At 61.5% G+C, this 17,788-nt stretch carries 18 protein-coding genes; 9 read left to right on the top strand and 9 right to left on the bottom strand.

All coding sequences use genetic code 11. The features are described from left to right. The first annotated feature begins 161 nt into the window (after positions 1–161). On the top strand, positions 162–1,886 hold the full coding sequence (locus SJY08_RS13060; protein WP_054148900.1) for a PAS domain-containing methyl-accepting chemotaxis protein: 1,725 nt from the start codon (positions 162–164) through the stop codon (positions 1,884–1,886). Positions 1,887–1,914: 28 nt separating this feature from the next. On the opposite strand, the gene SJY08_RS13055 is transcribed toward SJY08_RS13060, so the two are convergent. Next, positions 1,915–2,316 (bottom strand): acyl-CoA thioesterase, encoded by a 402-nt coding sequence (locus tag SJY08_RS13055; protein WP_377276117.1) that lies wholly within the window; start codon positions 2,314–2,316, stop codon positions 1,915–1,917. 179 nt (positions 2,317–2,495) lie between these two features. Here SJY08_RS13055 and SJY08_RS13050 point away from each other — a divergent pair, with 179 nt between their 5' ends. After that, on the top strand, positions 2,496–3,431 hold the full coding sequence (locus tag SJY08_RS13050; RefSeq protein ID WP_377276115.1) for a histone deacetylase family protein: 936 nt from the start codon (positions 2,496–2,498) through the stop codon (positions 3,429–3,431). A 2-nt stretch (positions 3,432–3,433) separates the two neighbouring features. Further along, on the top strand, positions 3,434–3,685 hold the full coding sequence (locus SJY08_RS13045; RefSeq protein ID WP_054148903.1) for an exodeoxyribonuclease VII small subunit: 252 nt from the start codon (positions 3,434–3,436) through the stop codon (positions 3,683–3,685). A gap of 174 nt (positions 3,686–3,859) precedes the next feature. On the opposite strand, the gene SJY08_RS13040 is transcribed toward SJY08_RS13045, so the two are convergent. From SJY08_RS13040 to SJY08_RS13010, 7 genes are all read right to left on the bottom strand, one after another. Next, a complete protein-coding gene (locus SJY08_RS13040) occupies positions 3,860–4,861 on the bottom strand; it encodes a TerC family protein (protein ID WP_371418467.1) in 1,002 nt (333 codons plus the stop codon). A 250-nt stretch (positions 4,862–5,111) separates the two neighbouring features. After that, entirely contained in the window at positions 5,112–6,023 is a 912-nt protein-coding gene (locus tag SJY08_RS13035) for a homocysteine S-methyltransferase family protein (protein ID WP_377276112.1), read from the bottom strand. Between the two features lie 23 nt (positions 6,024–6,046). Further along, positions 6,047–7,279, bottom strand: a complete 1,233-nt coding sequence (locus SJY08_RS13030) for a trans-sulfuration enzyme family protein (protein ID WP_377276110.1) — start codon at positions 7,277–7,279, stop codon at positions 6,047–6,049. 22 nt (positions 7,280–7,301) lie between these two features. After that, entirely contained in the window at positions 7,302–7,991 is a 690-nt protein-coding gene (locus SJY08_RS13025; RefSeq protein WP_054148907.1) for an ABC transporter permease, read from the bottom strand. A 12-nt stretch (positions 7,992–8,003) separates the two neighbouring features. Then, positions 8,004–8,729, bottom strand: a complete 726-nt coding sequence (locus SJY08_RS13020; protein WP_377276108.1) for an ABC transporter permease — start codon at positions 8,727–8,729, stop codon at positions 8,004–8,006. 21 nt (positions 8,730–8,750) lie between these two features. Next, entirely contained in the window at positions 8,751–9,521 is a 771-nt protein-coding gene (locus SJY08_RS13015) for a transporter substrate-binding domain-containing protein (RefSeq protein WP_377276106.1), read from the bottom strand. Between the two features lie 41 nt (positions 9,522–9,562). Next, positions 9,563–10,354, bottom strand: coding sequence for an ABC transporter ATP-binding protein (locus tag SJY08_RS13010; RefSeq protein WP_153761637.1), 792 nt, complete (start codon positions 10,352–10,354; stop codon positions 9,563–9,565). A gap of 182 nt (positions 10,355–10,536) precedes the next feature. Between SJY08_RS13010 and SJY08_RS13005 the strand changes: the two genes are divergently transcribed. From SJY08_RS13005 to SJY08_RS12990, 4 genes are all read left to right on the top strand, one after another. Then, complete coding sequence (locus tag SJY08_RS13005; protein WP_054148910.1) at positions 10,537–11,007, top strand: Lrp/AsnC family transcriptional regulator; 471 nt, start codon at positions 10,537–10,539, stop codon at positions 11,005–11,007. Positions 11,008–11,122: 115 nt separating this feature from the next. Then, positions 11,123–12,079, top strand: coding sequence for a TAXI family TRAP transporter solute-binding subunit (locus SJY08_RS13000; RefSeq protein ID WP_377276103.1), 957 nt, complete (start codon positions 11,123–11,125; stop codon positions 12,077–12,079). Between the two features lie 92 nt (positions 12,080–12,171). Further along, the gene (locus SJY08_RS12995; protein ID WP_054148912.1) at positions 12,172–14,289 is read left to right on the top strand and encodes a TRAP transporter permease; all 2,118 of its coding nucleotides are present in this window, start codon (positions 12,172–12,174) and stop codon (positions 14,287–14,289) included. Continuing rightward, complete coding sequence (locus SJY08_RS12990) at positions 14,286–14,660, top strand: DUF1850 domain-containing protein (RefSeq protein WP_377276101.1); 375 nt, start codon at positions 14,286–14,288, stop codon at positions 14,658–14,660. The genes SJY08_RS12995 and SJY08_RS12990 overlap by 4 nt, the downstream gene beginning before the upstream one ends. A gap of 31 nt (positions 14,661–14,691) precedes the next feature. Here SJY08_RS12990 and SJY08_RS12985 read toward each other — a convergent pair whose 3' ends face one another. Beyond that, positions 14,692–15,057: a response regulator gene (locus SJY08_RS12985; RefSeq protein WP_300888912.1), complete on the bottom strand. Its 366-nt coding sequence runs from the start codon at positions 15,055–15,057 to the stop codon at positions 14,692–14,694. A gap of 251 nt (positions 15,058–15,308) precedes the next feature. Between SJY08_RS12985 and SJY08_RS12980 the strand changes: the two genes are divergently transcribed. Then, complete coding sequence (locus tag SJY08_RS12980) at positions 15,309–16,667, top strand: GntP family permease (protein ID WP_377276099.1); 1,359 nt, start codon at positions 15,309–15,311, stop codon at positions 16,665–16,667. A gap of 154 nt (positions 16,668–16,821) precedes the next feature. Beyond that, the gene (locus SJY08_RS12975) at positions 16,822–17,748 is read left to right on the top strand and encodes a pirin family protein (protein ID WP_377276097.1); all 927 of its coding nucleotides are present in this window, start codon (positions 16,822–16,824) and stop codon (positions 17,746–17,748) included. The last annotated feature ends 40 nt before the right edge of the window (positions 17,749–17,788 follow it).

The raw sequence follows: 17,788 nt of genomic DNA, 5'->3' as shown, positions 1-17,788 counted from the left end.
CCGGTTTCGGGCCCGGGGGGCTTCATTTGTTTTGGGGCCAAGTCTCGATCTCAACAACCATAGACGCATCGATCGATTAAAATAAATCGTAAATTTTAGTAAGTATTTATATAGGAAGAGTGAATTAAACTCTGAGTGAATTGTTATGCAGAGGTGCAACCATGTCTCTTCTCCCTTTCTTCGGCAATGAATCCAGGTCAATTCTCAATGCCCTTGATCGATCACAGGCCGTGATCGAATTTGATCTGACTGGCACTATTCTCAGCGCAAATCGGAATTTTTGCCTGACAGTCGGCTATGAACTGGCAGAAATCGTGGGCAAGCATCACAGCATGTTTGTCGGGCAAGACTATGCGAACTCGCCGGAATACAAGACATTTTGGAGCCGCCTTTCCCGTGGCGAGTTCTTCAGTGCTCAGTACAAGCGTTTCGGCAAGGGCGGCCGAGAGATCTGGATTGAGGCCTCCTACAATCCGATCATGCGCGGCGGAAAGCCCTACAAGGTCGTCAAGTTTGCCACAGACATCACCGAGCGGAAGCGGGCAGAACTGGAAAACAGCGGCAAACTGAACGCTATCTCCCGCGCTCAGGCGACAATCGAGTTCACGCCGGACGGACAGATCCTGACCGCCAACCCGAATTTCCTCTCTGCCATCGGGTACAAGCTGGAAGAGATCATGGGCAAGCACCATGCGATATTTTGTGAGGGCGAGTACGCCCGGTCGCCCGAATATCATGCTTTCTGGAAGGATCTGCGCGCCGGCGAGTTCAAGTCGAGCGAGTTCACCCGCATTCGCAAAGACGGCAGCAAGCTCTACATCCAGGCATCCTACAACCCGATCTTCGACGAGGACGGCCGGGTCTTCAAGGTGGTGAAGTTTGCCATCGACGTGACGGGGCGTGTCCAGGCGGTGGATGCCATCGCAGCCGGTCTCGCCCGTCTCTCCGAATGCAACATTCGCATCACGATCGACGATCCCTTCATTCCGGAATTCGAACGGCTCCGCAATGACTTCAACAAGGCAATCGAGGAGTTCCAGAAAACACTGGAAAGCGTGCTTGGTGAAACCGGTTCACTGACGGAAAACAGCGAGAGCCTGAAGGGTGACGCCGAGTCGCTTGGACGCCGTACAGAGCAACAGGCAGCGGCACTCGAACAGGCATCCGCCGCTTTGGAACAGATTACAGCCACGGTGAAGGAGGCCTCGGTAAGGGCCCGCGACACGCGCGAGATCGTCAAGGAGGCGCGTGCGGCAACTGGTCAGTCTGTAGAGGTGGTGCGCTCCACCGTCGAGGCAATCGGTCGTATCGAAAATGCCTCTAAAGAGATCGGCAGTATCATCGACGTCATCGACCAGATCGCCTTCCAGACCAATCTTCTTGCTCTGAATGCCGGTGTAGAAGCCGCCCGTGCCGGCGATGCCGGCAAGGGCTTCGCCGTTGTGGCCCAGGAAGTTCGCGAACTGGCACAGCGCTCGGCCGCGGCGGCGCGCGAGATATCCGCCCTCATTCTCAACTCGACGAACGAGGTCTCCGAAGGGGTTCGGCTGGTTAATGCCACCGGCGCTTCGCTTGAGCGCATTGAGAAATTCGTCAACGAGATCAACACCAATGTCGATGCCATCGCCACGGGTGCCAATGAGCAGGCATCCAGCCTGAGCGAGATCAACAATGCGGTCAACCAGCTCGATCAGGCGACGCAACAGAATGCTGGTCTGGTGTCGAGTATCACTGCGGCCAGCGACATCATGGCACTCGGCGCCGGCAAGATGAAGACGCTGGTCGACATTTTCAAGCTCAATCGCCGTAGCGCCCGGCGCGAGCCGGGCTCTGCGGCAGCAGCAACTGGTTCGCATCTGCGCGGCCGACAGAGCGCTGCTGCCTGAGTAACATACCCGCCAGCCTGATCCCTGCTCAGGGCACGTAACGATAGAGCCAGTCGCGGATGTCTTCGGGCAGGGCGATTGGTTCGCCCGTCTCCGGCTCCCGGGCAGTCCAGGTGATGTCGACCTCGGCAACGGTCTGCCCGTCCTTCTCCATCGCGACTTCAAACCCGACAGATTTGCCGCCGATCTTGTCGACCTGAACGGTCATGCGGATCTTGTCTTCAAAGAGCAATGGCTGATGCAGGCGGACCTCGAACTTGGTCGGGCTGTAATGCGGCTCGTCTTCGAGCGGTGGGCGATAGCGCCAGAAGTGGCGCACCGCCTCTTCGGCATGGATGACATAGGCGGCAGCCTGCATTTCACCGGTCGGAGCAATGTCGCGATAGGCAACAACCAGCGTGCTCACCTCCACCCGTTCCGTCTCGTCCATGCAGTTCCCCTGGTGTTTTCATGTGTTAGCGGCATCTAACGGCATAGGGGCTGGCTTCACAAGCGCTCAGAGCGGCAGACACCGGCATGCCGCCCCGCATGGACTGGGTAAAACCCGGATATGAGGTGGAAGATGACAGGCGGTCGCATTATCTTCTGCGCGAACCCGGAAGGATGCCCATGGCCACCCGTCTCTATGAGAACCCGATCTTCCTTGAACACAACACGCCGGAAGGTCACCCCGAGCGGGCCGATCGGCTGCGTTCGCTCAACATTGCTTTGGAGCACCCGAACTTCGCCCGTCTGGAGCGGATCAAGGCTGTTCAGGCCAATGAGGATGCTGTGACACTCGCCCATCCGGAGGAGCATCTCTTCGCTGTCATGCGACAGATCCCCGAGGAGGAAGGCGAGATCAACCAGCTCGAAGCCGACACCTATGCCTCGCAAAAGAGCCTGCAGGTGGCGCTGACCGCGATCGGCGGCGCGATTTCGGCCGTCGACGACGTCATGACCGGCAAGGCCGACAACGCCTTCGTCGCCGGTCGTCCACCGGGCCACCATGCGGAAAAGTCGAAGGCCATGGGCTTCTGCCTGTTCAACACGGTCGCGATCGCCGCCCGCCATGTGCAGAAGGCCTATGGCGTCGAGCGCGTCGCGATCGTCGACTGGGACGTTCACCACGGCAACGGCACCCAGGACATCTTCTGGGACGATCCCTCGGTTCTGTTCTGCTCGACACACCAGATGCCGCTTTATCCCTACAGTGGCGCCAAGGACGAGACGGGCAAGCATCGCAACATCGTCAATGCGCCGCTCTCGCCCAATGTCGGCTCCGATCATTTCCGCGAGGCCTTCAAGAGCCGCGTTCTGCCGGCGCTCAACGACTTTTCACCCGACTTCATCCTGATCTCCGCCGGCTTCGACGCCCATCATCGCGATCCCCTGGCACAGATCAATCTGGTCGGCGAGGATTTCGACTGGGCGACGGGAAGGCTGCTCGAAGTCGCCGACCGTTTCGCCCATAACCGGGTCGTCAGCCTGCTCGAAGGCGGCTATGATCTCGAAGGCCTCGCCGAATCGGCGGGCCTGCACATCTTAAGACTGATGAAGGGTTGAGTATGTCCGACGCCGTAACCGCCGATCTCACCGGCTATTCCTTCGAAAAGGCCGTGGCCGAGCTCGAAAGCATCGTGGCGCGCCTGGAACGCGGCGACGTGGCGCTTGACGAATCCATCGCCATCTACGAGCGCGGCGAGCTTCTGAAGAAGCATTGCGAGCAGCTCTTGTCCGCGGCCGAAAACCGCATCGAAAAGATCCGTCTCGACCGCGCCGGCAAGCCGACCGCCGTCGAGCCGCTCGACGGCGCGTAAGCAGTCATCGGGAGGCGTCCCCGGGCCGACGTATTGATTTGCAGACAAGAGGCGGCGGATGGTGCATCCGCCGCCTTTTGCATGGCCGCCAGCCTCTGAAGACAAACGATCCCCCAGACATCAGAATGGCCCCTTGCGGGGCCATTCGTCGTTCGGTGTCTGGAAACCTCAGGCTTACTCGGCCGGGCTCTTGGCTTCCACGGCCTTCGAAGGACCGGTCTTCCACAGGGAATAGCCGACGCCCACGCCGAGGATGAGGAAGGTGATGCCGAGCGACCACTCCGGCGGAAACTTCTCCCAGCCCATGCCCCAGGCGATGAAGATCTTCGAGCCGATGAACATCAGCAGCACCGACAGGGCATACTTCAGATAGGCGAAGCGGTGCAGGATGGCATCCAGCGCGAAATAGAGGGCGCGCAGACCCAGGATCGCGAAGATGTTCGACGTGTAGACGATGTACGGATCGGTCGTGATCGTGAAGACAGCCGGTACGGAGTCGACGGCGAACACCAGGTCCGCGATCTCGATCATGACGAGCGCCAGCAGAAGCGGCGTGGCAAAACGCTTGATCTTGCCCGTCACCGGGTCCGGCTTTTTGACGATGAAGTTGTGGCCGTCGATCTCTTCGGTCACGTTCATCCGGCGCTTGAGGAAGCGGATCAGGGCATTGTCCTCGATCTTGTGCTCCTTGTCGGCGACGAACAGCATCTTGACGCCCGTCAGGATCAGGAAGCCGGCGAAGAAGTAGAGAACCCAATGATACTGGTCGACGATCGTCGCACCTAGCCCGATCATGATGCCGCGCAGCACGATGACCCCGAGAATGCCCCAGAACAGCACGCGGTGCTGATATTCGCGCGGGATGGCGAAGAAGCTAAAGATCAGCGCGATGACGAAGATATTGTCCATCGCCAGCGTCTTTTCGACCACAAAGGCGGTCAGATACTGCGCGGTCGCGGTCGTATCCATCTGCCAGTAGATGAAGCCGGAGAAGAGCACGCCCAGCGTGATGTACATGGCCGAAAGCTTCAAACTTTCGGCGATGCCGATTTCATGGTCCTTCTTGTTGAGGACGCCAAGGTCGAAGGCAAGAAGTGCTACGACCAGCAGGATGAACAGCAACCACATCCAGAGTGGCTTGCCGAGAAACAGAATGAGCAGGAGTTCCAATTGTATGACCTCTGTTGCATTGACCGGGCTCGATGCAATGCGCGCACGGTCTCGCTGAACAGAGGTCCGGTCCGGGCATGGCATCGAGCGTGCTCGATGCGGTCCGACATCACGAGGGTAATCCGTCGTCAGAGGGGCCCGGTCCGCAGATGCTCAAATGGGGCCTGCCATCAGGAGTTCAAGAGCGCCGCCGAGAAAAAAACACAGGAATGCCACAATTGGAGCGGCGCCTGTTGAGCGTGGCGCTGAAGGGCAATCAGCCCTTCGCTCTGAGCGCCCCTGCGACCCTGTGAATATGCTCCGCCCCGATCCCGCAGCAGCCGCCGATCATGGTCGCACCAGCCTCGGCCCAGTCGCAGGCGAAACGGGAATAGACGTCGCCGGTCAGATCACCACGGGTATCATGCAGCCCCTCATTGGCGGCCTTGTCGTCGGTGTCGCTTTCGAAGGCATTGGCGTAGACGCCGATCTTGAGCGTCGAACCCTTTTCGGCAAACACCGCAGCCGCCGTCTCGACCGCGCGTCTCATCACTTCGGGCTTTGCACAGTTGAACAGCAGCGCCGAGGCACCCGAGCCCGCGGCCCATTCCGCTGCCGCCTGCACGGTCTCGCCCGAGCGCAGCTTCGGCTCGCCACCGGCCACCTGGGCCGCATCATCGGCGAGCGTAAACGAGATCCAGAACGGTTTCGGCTGCGCCTGGATAGCCTTGCGCACGGCCTCGCCCTCGGCAATCAGGCTGAGCGTTTCCCCGAGCCAGACATCCACATGAGGGGCAAGGTTCTCGACCAGCACCTTCAGGTAATCCTGCACCGTCGAGGGATCGAAATTCTCTGGTTCATAGGAGCCAAAGATCGGCGGCAGCGAGCCGGCGACCACGACCTTGCGGCAAGCGCCGTCGGCCGCCTCCTTTGCCAGTTGACCCGCCAATGCGATCAGGGCCGGACCGTCCTTGCGGAACCGCTCTTCGCCGATATGAAAGGGCACCAGCGCATAGGAATTGGTGGTGACGACATCGGCGCCTGCGGCAATGAACTCCTCATGCACTTGGCGCACGATCTCGGGGCTGTTCATCAGTGCCAGCGCCGACCACTCCGGCTGCTTCAGCTCCGCGCCAAGCCGCAAGAGTTCGCGGCTCATGCCGCCGTCGAGGATCAGTGTGTCAGCCATGGAAAGGTCTCCGTCAGATACGGTCAAGGGATAAGCGCCTGATCGAGATCGGCGATGATGTCGCCTGTGGTCTCGAGGCCGATCGACAGGCGGAAGAGCCCGTCGCCAGCATAGGCGCGGTAATCGGTGAGGGCCTCGCCGGTGAGGCGGAAGGTGGAGGTCATCATTTCCTCGGTATCGAGCAGCACCACGAGGCTGCGCTGGTGACCGAGCGAAAAGGCATAGTGGACGACACGCAGGCGTGTCGCGAGCCGCTCGGCGGCGGCTTTCGGCTCGCGCGTGCGAAACGCGATCATGCCGCCGAACACATCCATCTGGCGCTTGGCGAGGTCATGCTGCGGGTGGGAGGTTAGGCCCGGGTAGATCACACGCTCGACCTGCGGATGCCCTTCCAGGAAGGTGGCGACGGCAAGGGCGCTATCCGACGCCATGCGCAGGCGTGGATAGAGCGTGTCGATGCCGCGCATGATCAGCCAGGCCGACTGGGCCGAGAGTGTCGCCCCGAGATAGACTCCGGCTCGACCCCTGATACGGGCGATCAGTTCCTTCCGCCCGATCACGGCCCCGCCCAGCACGTCGCCATGGCCGTTGATGAACTTGGTCAGCGAATGGATGACGAGATCGACGCCGAGCGACAGCGGCCGCGTGGCAACCGGCGTGGCAAAGGTCGAATTGACCGAGATCAGCGCCCCATGCCTGTGGGCAATGGCCGCCAGCGCTTCGAGATCGACGATGCGCAGGATCGGATTGACCGGGCTCTCGCAATGGACGAGCCGCGTGTTCGGCCGCATGGCGGCTTCAACCAGATCGAGCCGCGCCATGTTGACAGGCGTGACCTCGATGCCGAAATCGGGCAGCACCCGCTGGGTGAGTTCGACAGCGCCCGCATAACAGACATCCGAGACGACGAGATGGTCGCCGGCCTTGAGTAAGGTGAACAGCGTCCCGGCGATCGCCGCCATGCCGGTTGCCGTCGCCAGCGCCTCCTCGGCGCCTTCGAGGGCTGCCAGCCGCTGTTCCAGCTGCCGCACGGTGGGGTTCGTCCAGCGGGCATAGAGATAGGGAAGATCGGCGAGATCCTCGACGCCATCGGCGGAAAAGGCACCATCGCCGGGCATCAGCGCATTGTTGACCGACATCGAGATATTGGGCGCAATCGCCCCGGTCGCCGGATCGATCACCAGGCCGGCATCGAGCGCCCGGGTTTCAGGACCAGCAGACGCGGGCAGGGGATGGGTCACGAAGGCTTTCGTCATGGCACTTTACTTTCGGGCCGCCTCAGCGGCGTATCGGCACCTGCGCCTCGACCACCCCGAAGGCGCGGGTGATGAGCGCAGTCAGCGCGACGTAGAAGAGGGTGACCACGAGCAGCGGCTCGTAGACGAGAAGCGTGTCCTGGCGGACCTTGAAGGCGACCGCATACAGATCCATCACGGTGACGGTGAAGGCGAGCGGCGTGGCTTTCAGCTGCAGCACGATCTCGCCGGCAATCGTCGGCAGCGCCGTGCGGATCGCCCGAGGCAGCCAGATGCGCCGGATCAGCATCAAGGGGCTCATGCCGAGCGAGCGTCCTGCTTCAAGCTCCCCCTTCGGCACGGACAAGAGCGCACCGCGCAGCACTTCCGACTGATAGGCGGCGAAGTTGAGCGTGAAGGAGACGGCAGCGAAGAAGAAGCCTTCGCGCAGGATCGGCCAGAGAAAGCTCTGTCTCAGGCCCGGCACCATCGGCAGCAGCGAGCCCACGCCGTAATAGAGTAGCCAGAGCTGGATCAGCAATGGTGTCCCGCGAAACACCGTGGAATAGCCAAGCGCGAGATTGCGGATAACAGGCCCGCCGCTCACCCGTGCAAAGGCGAGCCCCACCGCCAGCACAAAGCCGAAGCCGACCGAGATAACCAGCAGCGAAACGGTCTGAACGGCGCCCTCGATCAGCAGCGGCCAGTATTTCGCGATCCATTCGAAATTCATCTCACGTCCCCTTCAATGCGCCGGCTTCTGGCCCCGGCGCACGCGGCGCTCGATGCCATGGAAGACGAGGTTGGAGAGAAGCGTGATGACCAGATAGAGGACCGCTGCTGCCAGGAAGAACAGGAAATATTCCTTGGTATTGGCGCCTGCGAGACGCGTGGTCAGCGCCAGTTCCTGATAGCCGACGACGGCGACCAGCGCGCTGTCCTTGGTGACTGACATCCAGAGATTGGCCATGCCCGGCAGAGCATTGGGAAGCAGTGCCGGCAGCGTTACCCGGCGAAAGCGCAGGAGCGGCGACATGCCGAAGGCCCGCGCCGCCTCGAGCTGGCCGGTGGGGATCGCCAGGATCGCGCCGCGCAGCACCTCGGTCATGTAAGCGCCCTGCACGAAGCCGAGCACGGCGACGGCCGCCACGAAACCATTGACCTCGATGGTCGGCAGGTTAAGCGCCAGCAGCAGCCGGTTCAGGCCGTCGGTCCCGGCATAATAGAGCCCGACGATCAGGATCAGCTCCGGAACCGCGCGGATGACAGAGGTATAGCCCTTGAGGATCAGTCCCACCGGGCGGTTGTCGGAAAGCTTGCCGATCGCTCCGAAGAGACCAATGACCAGCCCGATGGAGAAAGCGCAGGCCGAGATGGCAACGGTCGTCGCAGCACCGGTCAACAGCGCGCCGCCCCAGCCCGGAGGCTGAAGCGCCAGCAATTGCCATGCCGTCATCGACCCTGTCGCCATCTCGTCCGCAATCCCTGCCGATTACTGGCCGTAGACGTCGAAGGTGAAGTAAGCCTTCGTGATCTCGTCATACTTGCCGGAGGCGCGGACGGCGGCGATCGCCGCGTTCAACTTGGCCTTCAGTTCGGTGTCTTCCTTGCGCAGGCCACCGCCGATACCAATGCCGAGAACCGACGGATCATCCGCGACATTGCCCATGTCGGCGCAGCAATCCTTGCCGAAATCGGTGTTGAGGAAGTCGGCAAGCGGGATGGAATCGCCGAAGACATAGTCGATACGGCCGGCGGAAAGATCCTGGAAGGCTTCATCCAGGGTGGCGTAGGTCTGTTCCTCGGCCTTGTCGGCGAAGTACTTCTTGAAATACTCCGACTGCACGGTCGAGACCTGGATGCCGATCGTCTTGCCGTCGACGGCCTCGGGCGTCGCACCTGGCGTCGCGTCCTTCGGTCCGATCAGCTTGCTCGGCGTGTTATAGTACTTGTCGGTAAAATCGATGGTCTTCAGCCGCTCGTCGGTGATCGACATCGACGACCAGATCACGTCGAACTTCTTCGTCTGCAGTGCCGGGATCAGCCCGTCCCAGGAGACGTCGACGATCGAGCAGGTTTCCTTCATCTCTGCGCAGACGGCGTTCATCAGATCGATTTCCCAGCCCTTCCAGGTGCCGGAGGCATCCTTGGCGAAGAAGGGCGGATAGGCCTCGTTCATGATGCCGAAGCGGACTTCGGCCTGGGCGGTGACGGCGGTTGCGGCAAAGGCGGCACCGGCGAGAAGAAGGGAGATCAGTTTCATCGTCGTTTTCCCCGATTGGTTGGATGGTTCTGGATTTGTGTTCAAGCGGTCCCGCGCCCACCAAGGCTGCGGGTGAATTCGCGGCAACGGGCGCTTTTCGGGTCGCCGAAGACCTGGTCCGGCGGTCCCTCTTCCTCGACGCGGCCCTTGTCGAGGAACATCACATGGCTGGAGACCTCGCGGGCAAAGCTCATCTCATGCGTGACGATGAGCATGGTGCGGCCCTCATCGGCCAGATCCCGGATGACCTTCAGCACTTCGCCGACAAGCTCCGGATCGAGCGCCGAGGTCGGCTCGTCGAACAGCATGACGGCCGGATCGACGCAGAGCGCGCGGGCAATTGCCGCACGCTGCTGCTGGCCGCCGGAGAGAAAGGCGGGATAGGCATCGCGCTTGTCGTAGAGACCGACCTTGGCAAGCAGCGCTTGCGCCTTTTCGATCGCTTCGCCGCGCGGCATTTTCAGAACGTGAACGGGCGCCTCGATGACGTTTTCCAGCACAGTTCGATGAGCCCAGAGATTGAAGCTCTGGAACACCATGCCAAGCCCGGTGCGCAGCCGCTCCAACTGTTTTCGGTCGGCGGCCTCGAGGCTGCCCTTGCGAGACGGCTTGAGTTTCAGCTCTTCGCCTCCCACCACGATGCGGCCGCGGTCGGGCGCTTCCAAAAGGTTGATGCAGCGCAGGAAGGTACTCTTGCCGGAACCGGACGAACCGATGATCGAGATCACGTCCCCGCGTTGGGCCGTGGCAGAGATGCCCTTCAGAACCTCAATACCGGCGAAACTCTTGTGGATGTCGTGCACGTCGAGCGCGGCCGGGGCGGTTCCTGTCATCTTGATCCCAGGTAGTTTGACAATTGCGAGACCATAGGAGGCCAAAGCTGCGGATTTCGAGCGCATTTCAGCGGCAATGTGGGAAAATCCTGCGCGATGGCGTCGAATGATGCGGAAAGATGGCGCAGTTGAATGAAATGGGCTAAGGGGGCGAAAACGAGGTCGCGCAAGGAGGGGGAGCCATGCCGGACAAGCTCGATCAATTCGACCGCAGCATTCTCGAAGTGGTGCAGCGGGATTGCCAGTTGAAGGCGGAAGCCATCGCCGACAAGGTCGGCCTGTCGCCGTCCGCCGTGCAGCGCAGGCTTCGCCGTCTCCGCGACGAAGGCATCATCACTGCCGAGATCGCCGTGGTGAACCGCAAGGCGACGAGCTTCCCGATGACCTTCATCACCGGCATGGAAATCGAACGCGACAATTACGATGCGCTCACCCGCTTCCGAGCCTGGGCCGACAAGCAGGAGCACGTCCAGCAGGTCTATTACGTCACCGGCCAGGTTGATCTCGTTGCCATCATCACCGCCCGCGACGTCGAGCATTACGACGATATCAGCGCGCAATTGATGGCCGAGAACCCGCAGATCCGTCGCATGCACACCAATGTCGTGCTGCGCGACGTCAAGGTCGGCCTGCATATTCCCGTCCGGGAATGAGCGCAGATTTCGGTATCCGCCGGGATATCCCTGAACTTCGGTAAATACGAGGTTGACGCTCCTCTCTCGCCTGCCCATGATGTCGCAATTGCTTACATTGTTTGGGAGGACAATCATGCATTTTTCGAGACTTAGCACCTTGGTCGCAGCCGCCCTGGCCGCGTCTGTCGCATTTGGCACATCCGGCGCGCGCGCCGAGCAATTCGTCAACGTCCTGACCGGTGGAACCTCGGGCGTCTACTATCCACTGGGCGTCGCCCTGTCGAAGATCTACGGCGAGAAGATCCCGGATGTCCGCACCCAGGTGCAGGCCACCAAGGCTTCGGTCGAAAACCTCAATCTGTTGCAGCAGGGCAAGGGCGAGATCGGCTTCTCGCTCGGCGATAGCGTCAAGCTGGCAGCGGAAGGCAATGCGGATGCAGGCTTCAAGGCACCGCTCGACAAACTGCGCGGCATTGCTGCCATCTATCCGAACTTCATTCAGATCGTCGCGACGAAGGATTCTGGCATCACCTCGCTTGCCGATCTCAAGGGCAAGAGCCTGTCCGTCGGTGCACCGAAGTCCGGCACGGAACTCAACGCCCGCGCCATCCTCGGTGCGGCCAGCATGAGCTACGAAGATCTGGGCAAGACGGAATATCTGCCCTTTGCGGAGTTTGTCGAACTGATCAAGAATTGTCAGCTCGATGCGACCCTCCAGTCCGCCGGCCTCGGGGTCGCTTCGCTCAAGGACTTGTCCACCTCGCTGCCGGTCTCTCTGGTTGCCGTTCCGGCCGATGTCGCCAATTCGCTCGGTGCACCCTATATCGCCGCCACCATCCCGGCCGGTACCTATGAGGGCCAGACGGAGGACGTGCCGACGGTCGCTGTCGTCAACTTCCTTGTGACCCATTCCGAGGTGTCCGACGATCTCGCCTACGAGATGACCAAGCAGCTGTTCGAGAACCTGCCGGAGATGCAGGCCGCGCATAACGCCGCCAAGGACATCAAGCTGGAAGATGCCACCAAGGGCATGCCGATCCCGCTGCATCCGGGTGCTGAGCGCTACTACAAGGAAAAGGGAATGCTGTGAGCCCCTCGGGCTTCTGAAAACCTCTGAGGGACCGGGCGGCCGATATGCCGTCCGGTCCTTTGCCCCTTGGCTTACCCTTCGGACGGATACCCATGAGCGCTACGACTGCGGACCAGACCCTGTCGCATGAACCGAACACCCATGAGCAGCTTTTTCCGGCGACCGCCGAGGGCAAGCTGCTCTACGGCATCGCCGTTGCCTTCTCGCTCTTTCAGATCGCGACCGCGGCTCATCTGATCGACCTGCCGAGCCAGCTCGTCCGCTCTACCCATGTCGCCTTTCTTCTGCTTCTCGGCTTCCCGCTGGTAGCCGCCAATCTGCGCAAGGGCGCGCTCTACACCGCAGGCGCCTGGGCGCTCGCGACGATCGGCGTCGCCGTCGCCGTCTACCAGTTTGTCGAATATGAGCCGCTGATCCTGCGCGCTGGTGATCTCATCACCATGGATCTCTATTTTGGGGTCCTTGCCATCGCCACCGTCTTCATCGGTGCCTGGGTGATCATGGGTCCGGCGCTGCCGATCATTTCGGGCCTATTCCTCGCCTACTGCCTGTTTGGCGAATATCTGCCTTCGCCGCTCAATCACCGCGGCTACGATTTTTCCCAGGTGATCGACCACATGGCCTATGGCACCGAGGGCATCTACGGCGTGCCGACCTATGTGTCGTCGTCCTATATTTTCCTCTTCATCCTGTTCGGCTCCTTCCTGGAGCGGGCCGGGATGATCAAGCTGTTCACCGATGTGTCCCTCGGCCTCGTCGGTCACAAGCGCGGCGGGCCCGCCAAGGTCTCGGTCATCTCTTCCGGCCTGATGGGCACCATCTCAGGCTCCGGTGTCGCCAATGTCGTCACCACTGGCCAGTTCACGATCCCCCTGATGAAGCGCTTCGGCTACCGCCCTGCCTTTGCCGGCGGCGTCGAGGCGACATCGTCCATGGGCGGACAGATCATGCCGCCTGTCATGGGCGCCGTTGCCTTCATCATGGCTGAGACGCTGGGTGTGGAATATGCCGAGATCGTCAAGGCAGCGCTTATCCCGGCCATCCTTTACTTCGCTTCGGTCTTCTGGATGGTGCATCTCGAGGCCGGCAAACGGGGCCTCAGCGGTCTGGATCCGAAGGATTTGCCCTCACCACTCGCCGCCATCCGCCAGCACTGGTATCTGCTGCTGCCGCTCGCAGCCCTCGTCTGGCTCCTCTTCTCCGGCTACACGCCACTTTTCGCCGGCACCGCAGGCCTCGCGCTCACCATGCTGCTCATCCTCGGCAGCTCGATTGCCATCGGCATGTCGAACACGGCCGTGCGCACCATCTTCTGGATCGGCATCGGCCTCGCCGGTGCCTCCTTCTTCCAGTATGGCTTCCGCGCAGTTCTGATCGCCATCCTGGTGCTGATTGCTTGGAATTTCCTGGTCAAGGGGGGCCGGCAAGCCCTGAAACTCAGCGTTGACAGCCTGGCGGATGGCGCGAAGACGGCGTTGCCCGTCGGCGTCGCCTGTGCCGTGGTCGGTATCATCGTCGGCACCATGACGCTCACAGGCGCTGCCAACACCTTTGGCCAGTTCGTCGTCGCGGTCGGACAGCACAGCCTCTTCCTGTCGCTGGTCCTCACCATGCTCACCTGCATCCTGCTCGGCATGGGCATCCCGACCATCCCGAATTACATCATCACTTCCTCGATCGCCGGCCCCGCACTGCTCGAACTCGGCGTGCCGCTGATCGTCAGCCACATGTTCGTCTTCTATTTCGGAATCCTCGCCGACCTGACCCCGCCGGTGGCACTCGCCTGCTTCGCGGCGGCCCCCATTGCCCGGGAATCGGGCCTGCGCATCTCCTTCGAAGCAGTGAAGGTGGCAGCCGCCGGCTTCGTCATTCCCTTCATGGCCGTCTACACGCCGGCCCTGATGCTGCAGGATGGCGGTCCGCTGGCCGAGGCCATCGGTTATCCGCTTGCCGTCCTCTACATCGTCATCAAGGCCAGCCTGTCGATCGGTCTCTGGGGTATCGCCGTGATCGGCTATCTCAACCGGCCGCTGCCGATCTTGCACCGTCTGGTCGCTGCTGCCGCCGCGTTCTTCCTGGTTGCGGCCCTGCCCATCACCGACGAGATCGGTGGAGCGCTCGTTCTGCTCTTTGCCCTCATGGCCTGGAAGTTCCCGGGCAAGGCGCCCGCACCAGTCGGAACGGCTCCGCCCCGGACCGAGACGCCATGAGCCTTTGCGTCGCGCTTGCTGCAACAGTTCTGACAATTCCGACCACGACTTTTTCGCTCTCCTGGGAGCATTCGGTCGAGAAGGTCGAGTGGCGTGAAGAGTGGGCGATGACGTCTTCCGGGCTGCAGCTGAGGCAGGCCAGCGTCAAGGGATCCGGCGCCGGCATGGAGCCGGGCGAGGGGGCGGTGCTTGAAGATGGCTGGTGGCGCTGGACGCCGACGCTGGCACCACTTTCCGAGATACGCCTCGCCGCCTCTGGAGAAACACCGGGCGGTTGGCAACTCTGCCACGAAACTGGGTGCCTGATATTGGGCAGACAGGCCGGCGAGGACAGCGTGATATCCCCCTGCACGCCGGCTTCCGTCCCCTGATGAGGTTTGCAAGGGGGCTGGCATCGGAAGCTCAGGCGCTCAGCCGTCCCACAGCGTCGACAAGTTTGGCCGCTTCGAAAGGCTTGACGATCCAGCCTGTGGCGCCGGCTTTACGGGCGCGTTCGCGCTTCTGAGGATCGTTTTCCGTCGTGAGCACAAGGATTGGGATGGCCCTGTAGCGATCGCTGCGGCGAATTCGCTCGATGAACCCGAACCCGTCAAGCCTTGGCATGTTGATGTCGGTGATGATGAGGTCAGGTGCGCCGCCTTCCAGCGCTTCCAGACCCTGGATACCATCTTCCGCCTGCAGCGTCTCATAGCCTGCGTTTTCAAGCGTCTGGGTAACCATGGACAGGATGGTTTTTGAATCATCCACCGCCAGTATTTTCTTCACCAAAATTGCCTCGCTTCCTTCGTCTGTCGGGCGAGCCATACCGGACGGATCAATCGGCTACGATGAAAATCATTAGATATAACTGATGAAGAATTAATGCATGAAAGCCTGCTCCTGGTCTGATCTCGACGTTGCAGATTTGCTTCATGCTCATATCCTTGCCTTGCAAGAATGGCCGATGATGCGGGCGAGTTGCCGGTAGCTCACCGGGGTCAATTCCTCTATATATTGCAGCGCAATAAAGAGGGGCCCCCATGTCTGTCCTCATCATCCTGCTTGCCCTGACGCTGCTCATTCCCGGGGCTTGGGCTGGCGCATCCGTCCTGGCACTTGCGCCGCTGCTTGCCGTGGTCGCCGCCTTTCTGTCCGGAGATCCGGCGCTGGCCAGCTATACCCAGGTCTTCATGAAGGGAGCGGGAGGGTTCGTCATCTCCTTCTTCCCGCTCTTTTTGCTGGGGGCCATGTTCGGGCGGGTGATGGAGATGTCCGGGGCCGCAGACACACTGGCAAGGGCGATTGCGGACCTGGTGGGCCGCAAGAACGCGATACCTGCCGTGGTGCTTGCCTGCGCTGTTTTGACCTATGGTGGCGTCTCGCTGTTCGTCGTGGCGTTCACTGCCTGGCCTTTGGCGCGTGCCCTCTTCATTCAGACCGGCCTTCCAGCCCGGCTGATCCCGGCGACCATTGCGCTCGGTGCCTTCACCTTCACCATGACGGCACTTCCCGGAACGCCGTCGATCCAGAACGCCATTCCGATGGCGACATTTGCCACGACGCCTTTTGCGGCCCCGGGTCTCGGCCTGATTGCTGGCGGCATCATGCTTGGTCTTGGACTTCTCTGGCTTCGGACAAGAACCGCACGTCTGGCCGGAGAGCCGCCACCTGTTCGAAACGGTGCCGCGTCGGAGACGGTTGCGCTGCCCCTGTGGCGGGCGGCCCTGCCGATTGCATCGGTGGCGCCCATGACGCTGCTGATGGATCAGTTCATCCTGCCGGGTCTCGATACCAGCTATCTGGCAGATCCGGTTTATGGTGCAACGGAGCTGGCCAGGGTCAAGGGGCTCTGGTCCGTCATCGCGGCCCTGACCTTCGGTCTGGTGCTCGCCCTTGTCGTCAGCCCACCACCGAAGATCCTCGAAACGACTGGGGCGGGCGCAGAAAGCTCGCTCCTTCCACTGTTCAATACGGCAAGCCTCGTTGGCTTCGGCGCCGTGATTGCCATCCTCCCGGGCTTCGAAGTCTTGCGGTCAGCGATCGACGGCCTGTCCGGCGGCAATGTCGTGATATCGGCAGCACTGTCCTCGGGGCTTCTCTCCGGGATTACGGGCTCGGCCTCTGGCGGAATGTCGATCGCGCTGGACGTGCTGGGTCCGACGCTCGTTGCGCAGGCGGTAAGCCAGAACGTGGATCCCGCTCTCCTGCACAGGGTGATTGCCGTTGCGACGGGAGGGCTCGATACCTTGCCGCACAACGGCGCCGTCATTACCCTGCTCGGGATCTGTGGCATGACCCACCGTCAGGCTTACGGCGACATCTTCGTCGTCGCTGTCCTGGTGCCTCTGGTCGCCTGTGCGGCGATCGTCGCATTGGGCATCAGCTTCGGAAGCTTCTGATCGTCGATGGCTATCCGATTCAGAGGCAGATCACGTCTCGTTCCGTTCTCGTGACCATCGAAAAAAGACCTCGGTGGTCGCTCGGTAGCGCCCTATGATGGGAGCATCACCCCACGAGAGCGGCGCGCTCTGCACGCAAACGAAGAGGTTTTTCATGTCCTTCTTTCCCGGAAATGACCCCGTCCCCGGCGATGCCTTTGCCTGCGACGCCATCGAACACCTGATCATTCCCCGTTCCAGCGACATCGGCGGTTTTGCGGTGCGGCGCGCGCTCCCCTCTGTCCGGCGCCGTCTCGTGGGGCCCTTCATCTTCTTCGACCGCATGGGACCTGCCGTTCTGAAGGCGGGCGAAGCCATGGATGTCCGTCCGCATCCGCACATCGGCCTCTCGACCGTCACCTATCTCTTCGACGGCGAGATCAAGCATCGCGACAGCCTCGGCACGGAGCTGGTGATCGCTCCGGGCGACATCAACCTGATGACATCAGGCTCTGGCATCGTCCATTCCGAGCGCACGCCTGAGAACCTGCGCGGTCATCCACTCTCGATGTCGGGACTGCAGACCTGGATCGCGCTCCCGGATCATCTGGAGGAGATCGACCCGGCCTTCGCCCATACGGCGAAGGGCGAGCTGCCGACCTTCAGCGACCGCGGCGCTTCCGGTCGCCTCGTCATCGGCGGCATGGGCGGATTGCGTTCGCCAGTCACGACTTTCTCCGAGACCCTCTATGTTGACCTCACTCTCGAGCCCGGTGCCCGCTTCCCCTTCGACGCCGGCCAGGAAGAGCGCGCGCTCTACATTCTCTCCGGCGAGATCGAGATCGCCGGCGACCGCTTTGCCCAGGACCAGCTTCTCGTCTTCCGCCCCGGCGACGAGATCACCCTGATCGGCGGCGCGACAGGCTGTCACGTCATGCTCTTCGGCGGTACGGCCATGGAAACCAGGAAACATATCTGGTGGAACTTTGTATCGTCGTCCAAGGAACGCATCGAACAGGCCAAGGAAGAGTGGAGAACTGGCCGTTTTGACATCGTTCCCGGCGACGAAGACGAGTTCGTACCTTTGCCGGAGGGCCGTTGACCGCTATATAAGCGCTTGATGACGTGGAATTGCCCTGATC

The sequence above is a fragment of the Rhizobium sp. R86522 genome, assembly GCF_042466255.1.
Lineage (GTDB): Bacteria > Pseudomonadota > Alphaproteobacteria > Rhizobiales > Rhizobiaceae > Allorhizobium.
This window is presented reverse-complemented; position numbering and strand designations above follow the sequence as displayed.

Excerpts from the sequence above, each read along its gene's own strand:
- SJY08_RS13060 (WP_054148900.1), top strand. The coding sequence starts at position 162 with ATGTCTCTTCTCCCTTTCTTCGGCAATGAATCCAGGTCAATTCTCAAT.
- SJY08_RS13055 (WP_377276117.1), bottom strand. The coding sequence starts at position 2,316 with ATGGACGAGACGGAACGGGTGGAGGTGAGCACGCTGGTTGTTGCCTAT.
- SJY08_RS13050 (WP_377276115.1), top strand. The coding sequence starts at position 2,496 with ATGGCCACCCGTCTCTATGAGAACCCGATCTTCCTTGAACACAACACG.
- SJY08_RS13045 (WP_054148903.1), top strand. The coding sequence starts at position 3,434 with ATGTCCGACGCCGTAACCGCCGATCTCACCGGCTATTCCTTCGAAAAG.
- SJY08_RS13035 (WP_377276112.1), bottom strand. The coding sequence starts at position 6,023 with ATGGCTGACACACTGATCCTCGACGGCGGCATGAGCCGCGAACTCTTG.
- SJY08_RS13030 (WP_377276110.1), bottom strand. The coding sequence starts at position 7,279 with ATGACGAAAGCCTTCGTGACCCATCCCCTGCCCGCGTCTGCTGGTCCT.
- SJY08_RS13025 (WP_054148907.1), bottom strand. The coding sequence starts at position 7,991 with ATGAATTTCGAATGGATCGCGAAATACTGGCCGCTGCTGATCGAGGGC.
- SJY08_RS13020 (WP_377276108.1), bottom strand. The coding sequence starts at position 8,729 with ATGGCGACAGGGTCGATGACGGCATGGCAATTGCTGGCGCTTCAGCCT.
- SJY08_RS13015 (WP_377276106.1), bottom strand. The coding sequence starts at position 9,521 with ATGAAACTGATCTCCCTTCTTCTCGCCGGTGCCGCCTTTGCCGCAACC.
- SJY08_RS13010 (WP_153761637.1), bottom strand. The coding sequence starts at position 10,354 with ATGACAGGAACCGCCCCGGCCGCGCTCGACGTGCACGACATCCACAAG.
- SJY08_RS13005 (WP_054148910.1), top strand. The coding sequence starts at position 10,537 with ATGCCGGACAAGCTCGATCAATTCGACCGCAGCATTCTCGAAGTGGTG.
- SJY08_RS13000 (WP_377276103.1), top strand. The coding sequence starts at position 11,123 with ATGCATTTTTCGAGACTTAGCACCTTGGTCGCAGCCGCCCTGGCCGCG.
- SJY08_RS12995 (WP_054148912.1), top strand. The coding sequence starts at position 12,172 with ATGAGCGCTACGACTGCGGACCAGACCCTGTCGCATGAACCGAACACC.
- SJY08_RS12990 (WP_377276101.1), top strand. The coding sequence starts at position 14,286 with ATGAGCCTTTGCGTCGCGCTTGCTGCAACAGTTCTGACAATTCCGACC.
- SJY08_RS12980 (WP_377276099.1), top strand. The coding sequence starts at position 15,309 with ATGTCTGTCCTCATCATCCTGCTTGCCCTGACGCTGCTCATTCCCGGG.
- SJY08_RS12975 (WP_377276097.1), top strand. The coding sequence starts at position 16,822 with ATGTCCTTCTTTCCCGGAAATGACCCCGTCCCCGGCGATGCCTTTGCC.